This is a genomic window from Ruegeria sp. BHSC029, assembly GCF_059613085.1.
This window is the reverse complement of sequence record NZ_JBXWRU010000002.1, coordinates 207,292-220,875: the sequence shown is the minus strand read 5'-3', so window position 1 is coordinate 220,875 and position 13,584 is coordinate 207,292. Positions and strand designations below refer to the sequence as shown.

17 protein-coding genes are annotated in these 13,584 nt (G+C 62.0%); 10 read left to right on the top strand and 7 right to left on the bottom strand.

Translation table 11 applies throughout. From position 1 onward, the window contains the following. The first annotated feature begins 7 nt into the window (after positions 1-7). The 6 genes from AC2FML_RS04740 to AC2FML_RS04715 all read left to right on the top strand — a co-directional run bounded on the left by AC2FML_RS04740 (position 8) and on the right by AC2FML_RS04715 (position 3,243). Positions 8-361: an Mth938-like domain-containing protein gene (locus AC2FML_RS04740; RefSeq protein ID WP_496782202.1), complete on the top strand. Its 354-nt coding sequence runs from the start codon at positions 8-10 to the stop codon at positions 359-361. A 94-nt stretch (positions 362-455) separates the two neighbouring features. Then, positions 456-1,070, top strand: a complete 615-nt coding sequence (ccmA, locus tag AC2FML_RS04735; protein WP_170587276.1) for a heme ABC exporter ATP-binding protein CcmA — start codon at positions 456-458, stop codon at positions 1,068-1,070. Beyond that, positions 1,067-1,723 carry a heme exporter protein CcmB gene (ccmB, locus tag AC2FML_RS04730; RefSeq protein WP_093962439.1) on the top strand — a complete coding sequence of 219 codons (657 nt, stop codon included), beginning with the start codon at positions 1,067-1,069 and terminating at the stop codon, positions 1,721-1,723. Before ccmA ends, ccmB begins: the two co-directional genes overlap by 4 nt. A 59-nt stretch (positions 1,724-1,782) precedes the next feature. Continuing rightward, positions 1,783-2,556 (top strand): heme ABC transporter permease, encoded by a 774-nt coding sequence (locus AC2FML_RS04725; RefSeq protein ID WP_170438863.1) that lies wholly within the window; start codon positions 1,783-1,785, stop codon positions 2,554-2,556. Continuing rightward, the gene (gene ccmD / locus AC2FML_RS04720; RefSeq protein WP_005982370.1) at positions 2,553-2,711 is read left to right on the top strand and encodes a heme exporter protein CcmD; all 159 of its coding nucleotides are present in this window, start codon (positions 2,553-2,555) and stop codon (positions 2,709-2,711) included. The genes AC2FML_RS04725 and ccmD overlap by 4 nt, the downstream gene beginning before the upstream one ends. Further along, on the top strand, positions 2,704-3,243 hold the full coding sequence (locus AC2FML_RS04715; protein ID WP_170366346.1) for a DsbE family thiol:disulfide interchange protein: 540 nt from the start codon (positions 2,704-2,706) through the stop codon (positions 3,241-3,243). Before ccmD ends, AC2FML_RS04715 begins: the two co-directional genes overlap by 8 nt. 8 nt (positions 3,244-3,251) lie before the next feature. Here AC2FML_RS04715 and AC2FML_RS04710 read toward each other — a convergent pair whose 3' ends face one another. Continuing rightward, the gene (locus AC2FML_RS04710) at positions 3,252-3,953 is read right to left on the bottom strand and encodes an SDR family NAD(P)-dependent oxidoreductase (RefSeq protein ID WP_170418207.1); all 702 of its coding nucleotides are present in this window, start codon (positions 3,951-3,953) and stop codon (positions 3,252-3,254) included. Positions 3,954-4,062: 109 nt separating this feature from the next. After that, a complete protein-coding gene (acnA, locus tag AC2FML_RS04705; protein ID WP_496782200.1) occupies positions 4,063-6,753 on the bottom strand; it encodes an aconitate hydratase AcnA in 2,691 nt (896 codons plus the stop codon). 226 nt (positions 6,754-6,979) lie between these two features. On the opposite strand from acnA, the gene AC2FML_RS04700 reads away from it, so the two are divergent. Further along, entirely contained in the window at positions 6,980-7,681 is a 702-nt protein-coding gene (locus AC2FML_RS04700; protein ID WP_170358715.1) for a DUF1223 domain-containing protein, read from the top strand. A gap of 8 nt (positions 7,682-7,689) precedes the next feature. Here AC2FML_RS04700 and AC2FML_RS04695 read toward each other — a convergent pair whose 3' ends face one another. The 5 genes from AC2FML_RS04695 to purB all read right to left on the bottom strand — a co-directional run bounded on the left by AC2FML_RS04695 (position 7,690) and on the right by purB (position 12,124). Further along, a complete protein-coding gene (locus AC2FML_RS04695) occupies positions 7,690-8,613 on the bottom strand; it encodes a lysophospholipid acyltransferase family protein (protein WP_170338026.1) in 924 nt (307 codons plus the stop codon). Positions 8,614-8,731: 118 nt separating this feature from the next. After that, the gene (locus AC2FML_RS04690; protein WP_496782199.1) at positions 8,732-9,832 is read right to left on the bottom strand and encodes a flagellar motor switch protein FliG; all 1,101 of its coding nucleotides are present in this window, start codon (positions 9,830-9,832) and stop codon (positions 8,732-8,734) included. Positions 9,833-9,898: 66 nt separating this feature from the next. Then, positions 9,899-10,438, bottom strand: a complete 540-nt coding sequence (locus tag AC2FML_RS04685; RefSeq protein ID WP_170438875.1) for a tetratricopeptide repeat protein — start codon at positions 10,436-10,438, stop codon at positions 9,899-9,901. Positions 10,439-10,539: 101 nt separating this feature from the next. Continuing rightward, positions 10,540-10,692, bottom strand: coding sequence for an adenylosuccinate lyase (locus AC2FML_RS04680; protein ID WP_141138470.1), 153 nt, complete (start codon positions 10,690-10,692; stop codon positions 10,540-10,542). Positions 10,693-10,819: 127 nt separating this feature from the next. Next, positions 10,820-12,124, bottom strand: a complete 1,305-nt coding sequence (purB, locus tag AC2FML_RS04675; RefSeq protein ID WP_496782198.1) for an adenylosuccinate lyase — start codon at positions 12,122-12,124, stop codon at positions 10,820-10,822. Positions 12,125-12,211: 87 nt separating this feature from the next. Between purB and AC2FML_RS04670 the strand changes: the two genes are divergently transcribed. From AC2FML_RS04670 to AC2FML_RS04660, 3 genes are all read left to right on the top strand, one after another. Further along, on the top strand, positions 12,212-12,544 hold the full coding sequence (locus AC2FML_RS04670) for a hypothetical protein (RefSeq protein WP_170358721.1): 333 nt from the start codon (positions 12,212-12,214) through the stop codon (positions 12,542-12,544). A gap of 112 nt (positions 12,545-12,656) precedes the next feature. Continuing rightward, positions 12,657-13,211, top strand: a complete 555-nt coding sequence (locus AC2FML_RS04665) for a hypothetical protein (protein ID WP_244952358.1) — start codon at positions 12,657-12,659, stop codon at positions 13,209-13,211. A 10-nt stretch (positions 13,212-13,221) separates the two neighbouring features. Then, positions 13,222-13,581: a hypothetical protein gene (locus tag AC2FML_RS04660; RefSeq protein ID WP_170338034.1), complete on the top strand. Its 360-nt coding sequence runs from the start codon at positions 13,222-13,224 to the stop codon at positions 13,579-13,581. Positions 13,582-13,584: the final 3 nt, after the last annotated feature.

Sequence of the window (13,584 nt, the reverse complement as noted above, 5' to 3'; positions counted from 1 at the left end):
AGATCACATGCGTCTGAACGAGATCACATATACCAACGCAGTTCCGATTGATGGCTATGGGCCGGGATTTTTTCGGATAGGCGGCGAGGTTCACGAAGGCAGTGTTCTGACAGGCCCCGGAGGGACCGGACCGTGGGGCGGTTTTGCGGACAGCGAGAGCCTTGTTGAGCTGGCCAATCAGGTCGACGTTCTGTTCATCGGCACTGGCGCTGATCTGTCTCACATACCCTCTGATTTGCGGTCGACCCTCGAAGACGCCGGCATCGGGGTCGAGATCATGAACTCGCCCTCCGCCTGCCGCACCTACAACGTGCTCTTGTCCGAGGGGCGCCGTATCGCTCTGGCCCTGTTGCCGGTCTGACCGCTTCATCTGGCCCCTCACATCCCACACCGTCAACAGGCCCTGCGGCAAATCCGTCCTTTTTCCCCCGCAACCAATCGGATAAGCGGGTCTCATGACACTTACCGTGACCGACCTTGCCATCGCCCGAGGGGGTGTGCCCGTGCTCGAAGGCCTCAGTTTCGCGCTGCCCCCGGGCAAGGCGCTGATCCTGCGCGGCCCGAACGGGATCGGCAAGACCACCCTTCTGCGCACGCTGGCCGGGCTGCAACCGCCGCTCTCGGGCCGGATCGAGGGGGCAGAGGACCGGATCGCCTATGCCGCCCATTCCGACGGGCTGAAACCCACCCTGACCGTGACCGAGAACCTGACCTTCTGGGCCTCGGTCTTTGGCACGCGTGACATACAGCCGGCGCTGGATGCCTTTGCCCTGAACGAACTGGCCGATCGTCACGCAGGCAACCTGTCGGCGGGCCAGAAACGCCGCCTGGGTCTGGCCCGAATGCTGGTGACCGGCCGACCGATCTGGATGCTGGACGAACCCACCGTGTCACTGGACAAGACCGCCGTGGCAATGTTCGCCGATGCAGTGCGGGCGCATCTGGGGCAGGGCGGCTCGGCCCTGATTGCCACCCATATCGACCTGGGTCTCGATGGTGAGGTCCTGGATGTCGGCCCCAACAAGGCGCGCCCGAAGGCGCTGGATGACTTCGACGGAGGCTTCCTGTGATCGCCCTGCTGCTGCGTGACCTGAAACTGTCCTTCCGCGCGGGCGGAGGGTTCGGCCTCGGGCTAGCCTTCTTCCTGATCGTCACCGTTCTGGTGCCGTTTTCGGTGGGTCCGCAATCCTCGCTGTTGGCGACCATCGCGCCGGGGGTGCTGTGGCTGGGCGCATTGCTGGCCTGTCTGCTGTCGCTGGATCGTCTGCTGGCACTGGATTGGGAGGATGGGTCGCTCGACCTGCTGGCCACCGCGCCGCTGCCGCTGGAATCGGTGGTCACGATCAAGGCGCTGGCGCATTGGATCACCACCGGCCTGCCGCTGGTGCTGGCCGCGCCGGTGCTTGGGGTGCTGCTGAACCTGCCCGGCCCCGGTTTCGGCTGGCTGGTCGTCTCGCTGCTGATCGGCACGCCCGCGCTCAGCGTGATCGGCACTTTCGGCGCAGCCCTGACCGTGGGGCTCAAGCGCGGCGGCCTGCTGCTGTCGCTGCTGGTGCTGCCGCTATACGTGCCAACGCTGATCTTCGGGGCCGAGGTCGCGCGCCGTGGTGCCACCGGGATGGAGGTCCAGACCCCGCTGCTGATGCTGGCCGGGATCACCGCCGCCACGGTCGCCCTTCTGCCTTTTGCCAGCGCGGCGGTGCTGCGCATCAACCTCAGATGATTGGGGCACGTTGACCGATGTCAATTGAGAACGCCCCCGACTCGGACTAGATAAGGCCCATGTCGATAGCAGCCAAAGCCAACGCCCTGTGGGAATACGCCAACCCGCGCAAGTTCCTCGCCACCAGCGAGCGGGTCCTGCCGTTCTTCTGGATCAGCTCGGCCCTGTTTCTGGTCGTCGGGCTGGTGTGGGGGTTCTTCTTCACGCCGGATGACTACAAGCAGGGGTCTACCGTCAAGATCATCTACCTGCATGTGCCATCGGCGCTGATGGCCATCAATTGCTGGCTGATGATGCTGGTCACCTCGCTGGTCTGGCTGGTGCGCCGCCACCATGTCAGCGCCCTTGCCGCACGCGCCGCAGCGCCGATCGGCATCGTGATGACCCTGATCGCGCTGGCCACCGGCGCCATCTGGGGGCAGCCCATGTGGGGCACCTGGTGGGCCTGGGATCCGCGCCTGACCTCGTTCCTGATCCTGTTCCTGTTCTATCTGGGCTACATCGCCCTGTGGGAGGCGATCGAAGACCCCGACACGGCGGCGGACCTGACCTCGGTCCTGTGCATCGTGGGCTCGGTCTTTGCCATCCTCAGCCGCTATGCGGTGAATTTCTGGAACCAGGGCCTGCATCAGGGCGCATCGGTGATGCGCGCAGGGGCGATAACCGGCACGGACACCACCGAGAAGGTCAGCAACGTGTACTTCTACCCGCTGCTGACCTGCATCATCGGCTTCGTGCTGCTGTTCATCGCGCTGGTCCTGTACCGGACCGGCACCGAAATCCGCGCGCGGCGCATCAAGGCGCTGCTGGCACGGGAAAGGGTAAACGGATGATGCCTGATCTGGGAAAATACGCGGAAACGGTTCTGTCTTCCTACGCGGCCTCGATCGTTTTGCTGGTGGCACTGGTGGTTTTCAGCATCCTGCGTGGTCGCAAGGTCCGGGCCGAGATGGAAAAGATCGAACAGAGGATGTCGCGCAATGGCTAAGATCTCGCCGTTGATGATTGCTCCACCACTGATTTTCGGAGCCTTTGCAGTGCTGGCGGCCATTGGCATGTTCCGCGAAGATCCCAACGCGCTGCCCTCGGCCCGCGAAGGCCAGCCCGCGCCGCCCGTTGTTCTGGCCGAGTTTCCGGGGAAACAGGGGTTCGACGATGCAACCCTGCGCGACGGCCAGGTCAAGCTGGTGAACTACTGGGCCAGCTGGTGTGCTCCCTGCCGCGCCGAGCATCCGAACCTCGAGAAGCTGGCGCAGGAAGATATTCCGGTCTACGGCATCAACTACAAAGACAAACTGGCCAACGCCGACGCTTTCCTGAGCGAACTGGGTGATCCTTATGCCGCCATCGGGCGCGATGAAAATGGCCGCATGGGGTTGGACTGGGGCGTCTACGGCGTGCCCGAGACCTACGTGATCGATGGTGACGGCACGATCATCCTGCGGTTTGCCGGCCCGATCACCCAGCGCGTGATCGAGAGCACTATCCGACCCGCATTGGAAAAAGCCGCCGCGCAGTAACGCCGGGGTTAAAGGCGATACCCGCCAGAGACGGTCAGCACCTCTCCGGTGATGAAGGACGCGTCTTCGGATGCTAGAAAGCGAACTGCGCGGGCTATGTCCTCTGGTATCCCAACACGCCCCAGCGCTGTGTTCTGAACGAACAGGTCGGTCAGATCGTCGGGCCTTGGGGCTTCGGGGATGTTGATCGCGCCGGGTGCCACCGCGTTGACGCGAATGCCGTCCGGACCCAATTCTTTCGCCATAGCGCGGGTCCACAGGTTCAACGCGGCCTTGCTGGCCCCATAGGTCGCGGCATCGCGCGGGGGAAGTTCGGCGTTGACTGATGAGATACTGACGATCGACGCTCCCCGCTGCAGGTGAGGCAACGCGGCAGCCAGCAGCGCGGCCGGAACCAGCAGGTTGAGGTCAAGAATGGCGTGGTGGTCCGTTCGGCTGAAGCTGTCCTTCGGCGTGGCCTGAACCAACCCGGCATTGTTGATGATCACATCCAGCCGGCCGAACCTGTCGATGACGCGGCGCACCACGTCTTCGGGCTGACCTTCTTGCGTGAGATCGCTGTGCAGGGTCAGGGCCGGTCGGTCATCGGGCAAGGGCTGCGGTTCGGTCTTGTGCCACGCCAGGGCGACGCGATGATCCACGGCCAGATCAACCGCGATGGCCCGGCCGATTCCGCGAGCACCACCAGTTATCAAGGCAACTTTTTCCATGCCCTCAGCAGACCGCTTATCTGCACGGAACACAACGCGATAGTGGCAGACCTGAAACGAAAAAGGGCGCCCGTCCGGGGCGCCCTTGCGTTCTTGGCTTTGTGCCGGCTTAGCTGGCCTTGGCCAGGTTCCGCAGCACATAGTGCAGCACGCCGCCGTTTTCGATGTATTCGATCTCGGGCGCGGTATCGATGCGGCACTTGAGCGTGACGGTCTTCTCGGTTCCGTCCGCATAGGTGATGGTGCAGGGCACCTCTTGCAGCGGCTGGATCGTGTCCAGACCGTGGATCGAGAAGGTCTCGTCGCCTTTCAAGCCCAGCGTCTTGCGGTTGTCGCCGGCGGTGAACTCGAACGGGATGACGCCCATGCCCACCAGGTTCGAGCGGTGGATACGCTCGAAGCTTTCTGCGATCACGGCCTTGACACCCAGCAGCGCGGTGCCCTTGGCCGCCCAGTCCCGCGAGGAACCGGCGCCATACTGCTCGCCGCCGATCACGACCAGCGGAGTGCCTTCTGCCTGATAGGCCATCGATGCGTCATAGATCGAGGTCTGCTGCCCATCGGGGCCTTTGGTGTAACCACCCTCGACACCGTCCAGCATCTCGTTCTTGATGCGGATGTTGGCGAAGGTGCCGCGCATCATGACCTCGTGGTTGCCGCGGCGCGATCCGTACGAGTTGAACTCGCGTGGTTGCACCTGGCGCTCCAGCAGGTATTTGCCCGCGGGGCTGGTGGTTGCAAACGAACCAGCCGGCGAGATGTGGTCGGTGGTGACCATGTCACCCAGAATGGCCAGAACCTTGGCGCCTTCGATGTTCGAGATGGTGCCCGGCTGTGCCCCCATACCCTGGAAGTAGGGCGGGTTCTGGATGTAGGTCGACGTCGGCGGCCAGTCATAGGTCTCGGCATCGGTGGTTTCGACCGATTGCCATTTCTCGTCGCCCTTGAAGACATCAGCATATTTCGACTGGAATGCCTCGCGGGTTACGGTTGCCTCGACCAGTTCGGCGATCTCTTTCTGGGTCGGCCAGATGTCTTTCATGTAGACGTCGTTGCCGTCCTTGTCCTGACCGATCGGTTCCGAGGTCAGGTCGATGTCCAGCGTACCGGCCAGCGCATAGACCACCACCAGCGGCGGCGAAGCCAGGTAGTTGGCGCGCACGTCCGGCGAGATCCGGCCTTCGAAGTTGCGGTTGCCCGACAGGACCGAGGTCGCCACCAGGTCGCCCTCGGCGATGGCTTCCGAGATCTCTTTCTGGATCGGGCCCGAGTTGCCGATGCAGGTGGTGCAGCCGTAACCAACGAGGTTGAAGCCGACCTTGTCCAGATCTTCCTGCAGGCCAGCGGCCTCAAGATATGCGGACACGACCTGCGATCCCGGCGCCAGCGAGGTTTTGACCCACGGTTTGCGGTCCAGGCCCAAAGCCGCCGCCTTGCGTGCGACAAGGCCCGCACCGATCATCACATAGGGGTTCGAGGTGTTGGTGCACGACGTAATCGAAGCGATCACGACCTTGCCCGATTCCATGGTGTAGTCTTCGCCTTTGACCGGCACTTCCTTGCCCATCGGGCGCTTGAAAGTGTTTTCCATCTCCTGGCGGAAAGCGGCCTTGGCGTTGGTCAGCGGCACATAATCCTGCGGACGCTTGGGGCCCGAGATCGCGGGAACGATCGTGCTCATGTCCAGGGACAGCGTGTTGGTGTAGACCGGAGCATAGTCCGCCCCACGCCAGAACCCGTTTTCCTTGGCATAGGCTTCGACCAGCGCGATGCGGTCCTCGTCACGGCCGGTGTTGCGCAGGTAGCGCAGGGTTTCGTTGTCGATCGGGAAGAAGCCGCAGGTCGCGCCGTATTCCGGCGCCATGTTGGCGATGGTTGCGCGGTCGGCCAGCGGCAGGCGGTCCAAGCCTTCGCCGTAGAATTCGACGAACTTGCCCACCACGCCCTTAGCGCGCAGCATCTCGACGACCTTCAGAACCAGGTCGGTGCCGGTGGTGCCTTCGACCATCTCGCCGGTCAGTTCGAACCCGATCACTTCGGGGATCAGCATCGAGATCGGCTGACCCAGCATCGCGGCCTCGGCCTCAATCCCGCCGACGCCCCAGCCCAGAACGGCCATGCCGTTGACCATGGTGGTGTGGCTGTCGGTGCCGACCAGTGTATCGGGGTAGGCGACTTCTTCGCCGTTCTGGTCGGTGTCGGTCCAGACGGTCTGGGCCAGGTATTCCAGGTTCACCTGGTGGCAGATGCCGGTGCCCGGCGGTACCACGCGGAAGTTGTTGAACGCGCTCTGGCCCCATTTCAGGAACTGGTAGCGCTCCATGTTGCGTTCATATTCGCGGTCCACGTTCATCTGGAACGCGCGCGGGTTGCCGAATTCGTCGATCATGACCGAGTGGTCGATGACCAGGTCTACGGGGTTCAGCGGGTTGATCTTCTGCGGATCGCCCCCCAGCGCCTTGATGCCGTCGCGCATCGCGGCCAGGTCGACAACGGCCGGAACGCCGGTGAAGTCCTGCATCAGCACGCGGGCAGGGCGGTAAGCGATCTCGCGCGGGTTCTTCCCGTTGTTGGCGCCCCATTCGGCAAAGGCCTTGATGTCATCGACGGAAACCGAAAAACCGCCGTCCTCGAACCGCAGCATGTTTTCCAGCACCACTTTCAGCGCGGCGGGAAGCTTGGAGAAATCGCCCAGGCCGGCCTCTTGCGCGGCGGGGATCGAGTAATACGAGATGGACTTGCCATTCACGCTCAGGCTGCGGCGTGTCTTGGCGGTATCCTGTCCGACTTTGATGGGCATCTGTGGCCTCCCTCTCAAATGACGTGGAATTGGGATTCGCTGAGCGGTATCTGCATCACCATGGCCTGCGGTTCAAGGTCCAACAGGGCGGGTGCGGCAATTTTTGTATACCATTGCACACATTTTTGCGAATTGCCGCCGAAACCTGTCTCAAGAAACCTTGATTGGCGCTTGATCCGGTGGCGGAGTACACCGGTGCTTGCAGGCTCCTCAAACAGAGAGTGAAATGAAAAGATCAGCCCTGACCACAGTTCTTGCGTCCGTATTCCTGTCGGCGTCTTCGGCCTGGGCGGACAGCCCGGTGGTGGTCGAATTGTTTACCTCGCAGGGGTGTTCGTCCTGCCCGCCGGCAGATGCGATCATGCACGATCTCGCCAAGCGCGACGACGTGATCGGCTTGGCGCTGCACGTGGACTATTGGGACTACATCGGTTGGAAGGACGAGTATGCCGATCCGGCGCATACGGACCGTCAACGAGCGTATGCGCGGCGCGGCGGCCGTTCGATGATCTATACCCCTCAGATGGTGATCAACGGACAGCAGGATGTCGTTGGCGCCAAATCCCGTGACTTGAACCGATTGATCGACGCGCATTTGACTGCTGCGCCCACCGCGTCGGTTTCGGCGCAGAGGTCCGGGAACACGGTTACGGTCCGCGTTGCCCCGGTCGACCTCGTCGACGCCAAAAACTATGACGTCGTGGTCGTGCAATACACGCCCTTGCGCCACGCGTCGATTCGACGGGGCGAGCTGGCCGGACACGATCTGGACTACGCGAATGTCGTTGAGGAATGGCACGAAGCGGGCCGATGGAACGGGTCGGCTGAACAGGATTTTCAGATCGAACTGTCTTCGGACCTGCCCGCGGTGGTTCTGATTCAGGGCACCGGCAGTGGCCCGATCATCGCCTCAACAAGGGTGAAGTAGAGGGCGGCTCAGGGCATGTCCTGAGGCTGCACACCCAGCCCATTCCAGGCTTTCCACCGTCGGTGAATCCAGAACCACTGGCCCATATGTTTCCGCACCATGCCTTCGAGGTCATCGTTGATGAATTGGGTCATGGTCTTGGGGTCCGTATGCGGCACCGGATCATGCAAAACGATCTCGAAATCGATACCGTTGGCTTGGCGCACCGCATAACAAGGAATGAGAACGGCATCGTATTTCATTGCCAATTCCGCGTTCAAAACCGACGTGACTGCGGGTTTGCCAAAAAACGTCAATTCTTCACCGCCATGGGCGTGCAGGTCCGATACGATGGCGATGATGCCGCCCTTTTTCAGGGACCGAACCATTTCCACCATGCCGCGCCGACCTTGTTCGAACATCGGCTCGCCGGTTTTGTGGAAGGCGTCGACATACATCTCGTTGAAATACGGATTGGCCATGCGGCGGTACAGGCAGCCAATCGGCTTGCCGCTGCGCGCCTGCAAAGCGATCCGCGCAGCAAGGTAGTGGCCGAAATGTGCGGTGATCATCATCACCGGCCGACCTTCGGCCACCGCTTGTTCAAATGCGGCGATTCCTGAACCTGATACTTTTGCGTTCTTCTGCCGTTCAGTGAAATCCTCGGGCGAGAAGTGTTCCATGATCGCGCGGCCTGCGTTGTCGGGCACCGCACGGCAAATGCGTTTGACTTCGGCTTCAGGCAGGTCAGGGCAGGTCAGTTTCAGGTTGCTTCGCACACGTTTGGTGAACCCAACTGCCGGGGCCAACCCGCGCACGATCGCCCCCATCGTCGCAATGCGCCGTTCATAGGGCAAAAGGCGCATTGCGCCGATCATGCCTTTCAGGAACAGGTTGGCGACATAGTATTGACCAAGCTCAAAGCGGCTCAGTTCCGACTTTTCGACGGGCATCGGGGGATCTCACCGGGTGTTGTGAATTGCGGATTCAGACATACAGCCGGCGCGCAACAACCACAAGCATTGTCCCGAGCCCTGGTTCTACGGCATCCGAGCCAGCGGCGGGCAGCCCTTAGTCCTCGTTGCCATCGGCGTCCGCTTCGACCAAGGTGATTGTGCCTGCGTCCACGAGTGTGCGGATCGCACCGACAATCTGGGTCATGGCCTCCTCTGCTTCGGCCTGCTTGACCTTGCCGCGTTCAGCAATTTCCTCGCGCAGGTTGTCGGCCATCCGTGCGGATATGTTGGACAGCAGATGGTCGACCGAGGCCTTGTCATCCTCGGTTCTTGCGCCAGCCAGAGCAGTTATCAAAACCGGCTGATCGACTTCGCGCAGGATGGCAGGCACATCCCGTGCAGCTATACGCGTGGCGATGTGCGCAAAGGTGAAGATGGACTTTCGAACAGCGCTGGCGAACTCAGTATCCTCCTCATCGAGCGCGTCCAGCAGCCCGTCACGCGTGGATGGGGGGGATTGGTTCAAGATCGCCCCGACGCGCGTGTCGGGTGAATCGGTGAAGGCCGGAACTGGGCGTTGATCGAGTTGCGCGGCCAGGGACCAGCCGATCCGCTCCACCGCCTCGGGCGTCACGTTGGCGGTTTTTGAAACGGCATAGGTAATCCGTCTGGCCACCGGCCCGGGCAATTGCGCCAACAACTGTGCTGCCTTCGCCGTTTCGAGCTTGGATAGCATGACGGCCGCAACTTCGGTGCTTTCGGCCTGAGCCATACGCGCAAGGTCTTCGGCAGGGGTGTCACGCAGGCGCAGCCATGGATCGCCGACCTGGCGCACACCCGCGACCTTGCGCAGCCGGGCGGCGGTTGCCGGGGCAATCTTGCCATTTACCGCGTCCAGCGCCCCGGCCAAGCCGTGCGGAAAAGCAAGTCCGACGCTGTCCAGCGCATCCGCGAATTCTTGCGCGACCGCAGCGAGGGTCACGCGGTCTACCAGCCCCATCCGGCCCAGTTGGAGGGTCAGCCGTTCCTGCAGTTCGTCGGGCAACTCCTCCAACGGAAGATCGGCCCCCTCGTTCAACAGCAGGCGTACGATGATGGCGGCCTTCTGGCCGGGCGTGAGTTGGCGAGGTACGACGCGAGGGGCGTCATCCGTCTGTTTCTCGGCCGGAGCAGAATTACCCGGTGCGGTCTGTACCAAAGCATGTGAATCTTGCATCTGCCTGCGGTGTCAATTTTTGTTCCGCAGGCAGATTAGCGAGAGTCGAGTAAAGAAAGACTGAACCTAGTAGCTGTAAGTCAGCCCCGTGTGGATCGCCTCGCGCAGAGACGCTTCGGCCCAGGTGCCTTCTCCTCCGCGTGACTTGATCTCGCGCCATTGCGCGATGGCCAGTTCGGTTTTCCCTTCGGTGACATATCCTTGGCCCATGTAGCTGCGGGCCAGGATGTTGTCAGGATTGGATTCGATTGCGCGTTGGTAATAGGTTTCGGCCAGCTCGGCTTCGCCCATTTTGCGGTAGGTGAAACCCCAATACGTCAAAACGCGATCATCGTCTTGATCCATAACCCGCAACACGTTCTGCGCATTTTCGAACTGGCCGTCATAAGCAAGCTCGCGCACGGCCTGATACAATTGCTCTTCGCTGAAATTGGTCTTGTTCGGCTTTACGCAACGGCCGGCTGCTTCGTCATAGACGCGGCCGAACAGGCATTTCTTGGTGGTATTTGTCGGTTTTGGGGGGCTGCTGTCACCGCCGGCGGCACTGACCGCGGGGGCAAAGGCAAATGTCTGAAGGGCTAGTGCCGTGGCCATCAAAAGGCGCATTGTCCTACTCCGTTCCAAGGGCTGCTCGCAAGAAGCATAGTGCGTTCTTCAAAAAAGCTAACAGCCAATGGCTCGCTTTTATTCACAAGTAGGACAAGAATTCAGCTGCTGGCGTTTTTCACGCAGCTTTCCGAGGCCGAATCCCAAGTCGTGCCGGGCGCACAGGACTGCGACTGCTTGCTGTGGCCTTGGCAGGCGAATGCGGACGAGGCGGACAGGGCAAGGGCCAGTGCGCAGAGGGTCGTGCGGATCATGGTGGGCTCTCCTTGAACGGAAATTGCCCACCCAGCATAGCCGATTTCGGACGTTTCCGCAAAAGACAGGGGCCCGGATCGCGCTGTGCGACCCGGGCCCCGGCAAAAGCCGTTCCTGCGTCGAGGGTTACTCGCCGAACACTCGCTCGAAGATCGTGTCGACATGTTTGGTGTGATAACCAAGGTCGAATTTTTCTTCGATCTCTTCCTTGCTCAGCGCCGCGGTCACGTCCGGGTCGGCCAGCAGTTCGGTTTTGAAATCCTTGCCTTCTTCCCAGACCTTCATCGCGTTGCGCTGCACCAGGCGATAGGCGTCCTCGCGGCTGACGCCGGCCTGAGTCAGGGCCAGCAGCACGCGCTGGCTCATGACCAGACCGCGGAACTTGTTCATGTTGGCCAGCATGTTGTCCGGATAGACCACCAGCTTGTCGATCACCCCGGTCAGGCGCGACAGGGCGAAATCCAGGGTCACGGTGGCGTCGGGGCCGATGTTGCGCTCGACCGAGCTGTGGCTGATGTCGCGCTCGTGCCATAGGGCCACGTTCTCCATCGCCGGGATCACGGTCATGCGCACCAACCGGGCCAGGCCGGTCAGGTTCTCGGTCAGCACCGGGTTGCGCTTGTGCGGCATCGCCGACGAGCCCTTCTGGCCTTTGGAAAAGAACTCCTCGGCCTCCAGAACCTCGGTGCGCTGCATGTGGCGGATTTCGATCGCGATGTTCTCGATGCTGCTGGCGATCACGCCCAGCGTGGCAAAGAAGGCCGCGTGGCGATCGCGCGGGATGACCTGCGTGCTGATCGGCTCGGGCACCAGGCCCAGCTTTTCGCAGACATGTTCTTCGACGCGGGGGTCGATATTGGCGAAGGTGCCGACCGCGCCGCTGATGGCGCCGGTGGCGATCTCGGCGCGGGCGTCGCGCATCCGCGACAGGTTGCGGTCCATCTCGGCGTAGAAGCGCGCGAAGGTCAGGCCCATGGTGGTGGGTTCGGCATGAATGCCGTGGCTGCGGCCGATGCGGACAGTGTCCTTGTGCTCGTAGGCGCGGCGCTTGAGCGCGGCCAGCAGGCCTCCGAGATCGGCGATCAGGATGTCGGCGGCGCGGGTCAGTTGCACGTTGAAGCAGGTATCCAGCACGTCCGAGCTGGTCATGCCCTGGTGGACGAAACGGGCCTCATCGCTGCCGACATGCTCGGCCAGATGGGTCAGAAAGGCGATGACGTCATGCTTGGTCACGGCCTCGATCTCGTCGATGCGGGCCACGTCGAATTCCACGTCCTTGGCCTTCCAGACGGCCTCGGCGTTTTCGCGCGGGATGACGCCCAGATCGGCCATCGCGTCGCAGGCATGGGCCTCGATCTCGTACCAGATGCGGAACTTGGTCTCGGGCGACCAGACGGCAACCATTTCGGGGCGGGAATAGCGGGGAATCATGGGCGGCGGCACCTTTTTCGGTTGGCAATGGGTGTTGGCGCGGGTGATAGACTCGCCGGACCGTTGGGACAAGGCAGGAGACGCGGGATGAGACGGTTTGCCCTGATTTTGTTGGTTTGGCCCGGAATTCTGGCGGCCGACACGTTCCGACCGCTGACGGGCGCGCAGATTCTCGACGCCCTGTCGGGCCGGACGCTGGCTTATGACAACGGAGCCACACAGGTCTTCGAGCCGTCTATGGCCACGCAGTATTTCTCGGGTCGACCCAGCTCGGGGCGCTGGGCGGTGCGGGATGACAGATACTGTTCGATCTGGCCACCGTCTGACTTTTGGGCCTGTTACGATGTTCAGTCGGACGGTACGCGGATCCGATTTGTGGGAGAGGCCGGCGATGCGACAGTCGGCGTATATGCAGACTAGGCGGCAACGCAGGTCGGGCGGGCCCCCTGAGCAAAACTCTTTAAAAACTGGACAAGCGCGGGTTGCATCGCTCATCCTCAGGACGATGACACTAACAAATAGAGATATCAGCTTGTTTAAGAAAAACCTTTTTGCCATCGGCGCGGCTTTTTGGGTCGGCATGACGGGTGCGGGGCTGAGCGATACGCCGGTCACCTACACCGAAGGGGGGCGTGCGCTGTTTCAGTTCGATGTCCCGGATTTCTGGATGCTGCGCACGGGCGGCCCACGCGATCTTGAGGATACACAACTGGGCGATACCCGGTCCGTAAGCCGGGTGATGGCTGCGCGCCCGGTCACAGATGACTCGGTCTGGATCGGATTCGTTTCGCCGTTCGGCGTTGCCAGCATCGAGGACGGGGTCCGTTACTTGCAGGATGTCGACAAGTTTCTGGTGAAAAACCCAGAGGTGACAAGTGATGCGAACATGCGCATTGGCGGTTTGCCGGCCCGGGTCATTCGCGGCACCGGCACTCGTGACGGGCGCGGGATCAACTTCACTGCGACGGTGATCGACCTGCCGCGCAACCGTGTCGCGGTTGTGGTGACCATCTTGCGCGATGGTGCAGATCCTGGCTATGTCGAGGATCTGAATGCCATCTTCGCGTCATTCCGGTCAGTGCAGTGAGGGCGTGAAAATGGCAGGAACATTTTTAAAGCGATCCGTCATCGTTCTGGGGCTTGGGGCCGGGGGATTCACCCTCTCGGGCTGTGAGGGCGTCACGGTCGGCGTAGGATACGGATATGACCCGTTCTATGACTCGATGCTGTGGAACGACTACTACCGCAACGTGAATGTCGACATTGACGTGGACCGTCCTCCGCCGCCGGGTAAACCGCCGGGTGGAAAACCGCCGCCCAAACCCAAGCCGCCAATTGCGAAGCCGCCCGCGCGACCGAAACCTCCGATCGCCAAGCCGCCGGCGCGTCCTCGACCGCCCGTGGCCCGCCCACCGGCGGCACGGCCCCCGATCCACAGGCCTGCGCCACGGCGATAGGCC

What these genes read in the sequence shown, in the direction of transcription:
- AC2FML_RS04670 (WP_170358721.1), top strand. Translation starts at nt 12,212, where the DNA reads ATGAGACGGTTTGCCCTGATTTTGTTGGTTTGGCCCGGAATTCTGGCG.
- AC2FML_RS04680 (WP_141138470.1), bottom strand. Translation starts at nt 10,692, where the DNA reads ATGATCCGCACGACCCTCTGCGCACTGGCCCTTGCCCTGTCCGCCTCG.
- purB (WP_496782198.1), bottom strand. Translation starts at nt 12,124, where the DNA reads ATGATTCCCCGCTATTCCCGCCCCGAAATGGTTGCCGTCTGGTCGCCC.
- AC2FML_RS04715 (WP_170366346.1), top strand. Translation starts at nt 2,704, where the DNA reads ATGGCTAAGATCTCGCCGTTGATGATTGCTCCACCACTGATTTTCGGA.
- AC2FML_RS04695 (WP_170338026.1), bottom strand. Translation starts at nt 8,613, where the DNA reads ATGCCCGTCGAAAAGTCGGAACTGAGCCGCTTTGAGCTTGGTCAATAC.
- AC2FML_RS04700 (WP_170358715.1), top strand. Translation starts at nt 6,980, where the DNA reads ATGAAAAGATCAGCCCTGACCACAGTTCTTGCGTCCGTATTCCTGTCG.
- AC2FML_RS04660 (WP_170338034.1), top strand. Translation starts at nt 13,222, where the DNA reads ATGGCAGGAACATTTTTAAAGCGATCCGTCATCGTTCTGGGGCTTGGG.
- ccmA (WP_170587276.1), top strand. Translation starts at nt 456, where the DNA reads ATGACACTTACCGTGACCGACCTTGCCATCGCCCGAGGGGGTGTGCCC.
- AC2FML_RS04740 (WP_496782202.1), top strand. Translation starts at nt 8, where the DNA reads ATGCGTCTGAACGAGATCACATATACCAACGCAGTTCCGATTGATGGC.
- ccmD (WP_005982370.1), top strand. Translation starts at nt 2,553, where the DNA reads ATGATGCCTGATCTGGGAAAATACGCGGAAACGGTTCTGTCTTCCTAC.
- AC2FML_RS04710 (WP_170418207.1), bottom strand. Translation starts at nt 3,953, where the DNA reads ATGGAAAAAGTTGCCTTGATAACTGGTGGTGCTCGCGGAATCGGCCGG.
- AC2FML_RS04725 (WP_170438863.1), top strand. Translation starts at nt 1,783, where the DNA reads ATGTCGATAGCAGCCAAAGCCAACGCCCTGTGGGAATACGCCAACCCG.
- acnA (WP_496782200.1), bottom strand. Translation starts at nt 6,753, where the DNA reads ATGCCCATCAAAGTCGGACAGGATACCGCCAAGACACGCCGCAGCCTG.
- AC2FML_RS04685 (WP_170438875.1), bottom strand. Translation starts at nt 10,438, where the DNA reads ATGCGCCTTTTGATGGCCACGGCACTAGCCCTTCAGACATTTGCCTTT.
- AC2FML_RS04690 (WP_496782199.1), bottom strand. Translation starts at nt 9,832, where the DNA reads ATGCAAGATTCACATGCTTTGGTACAGACCGCACCGGGTAATTCTGCT.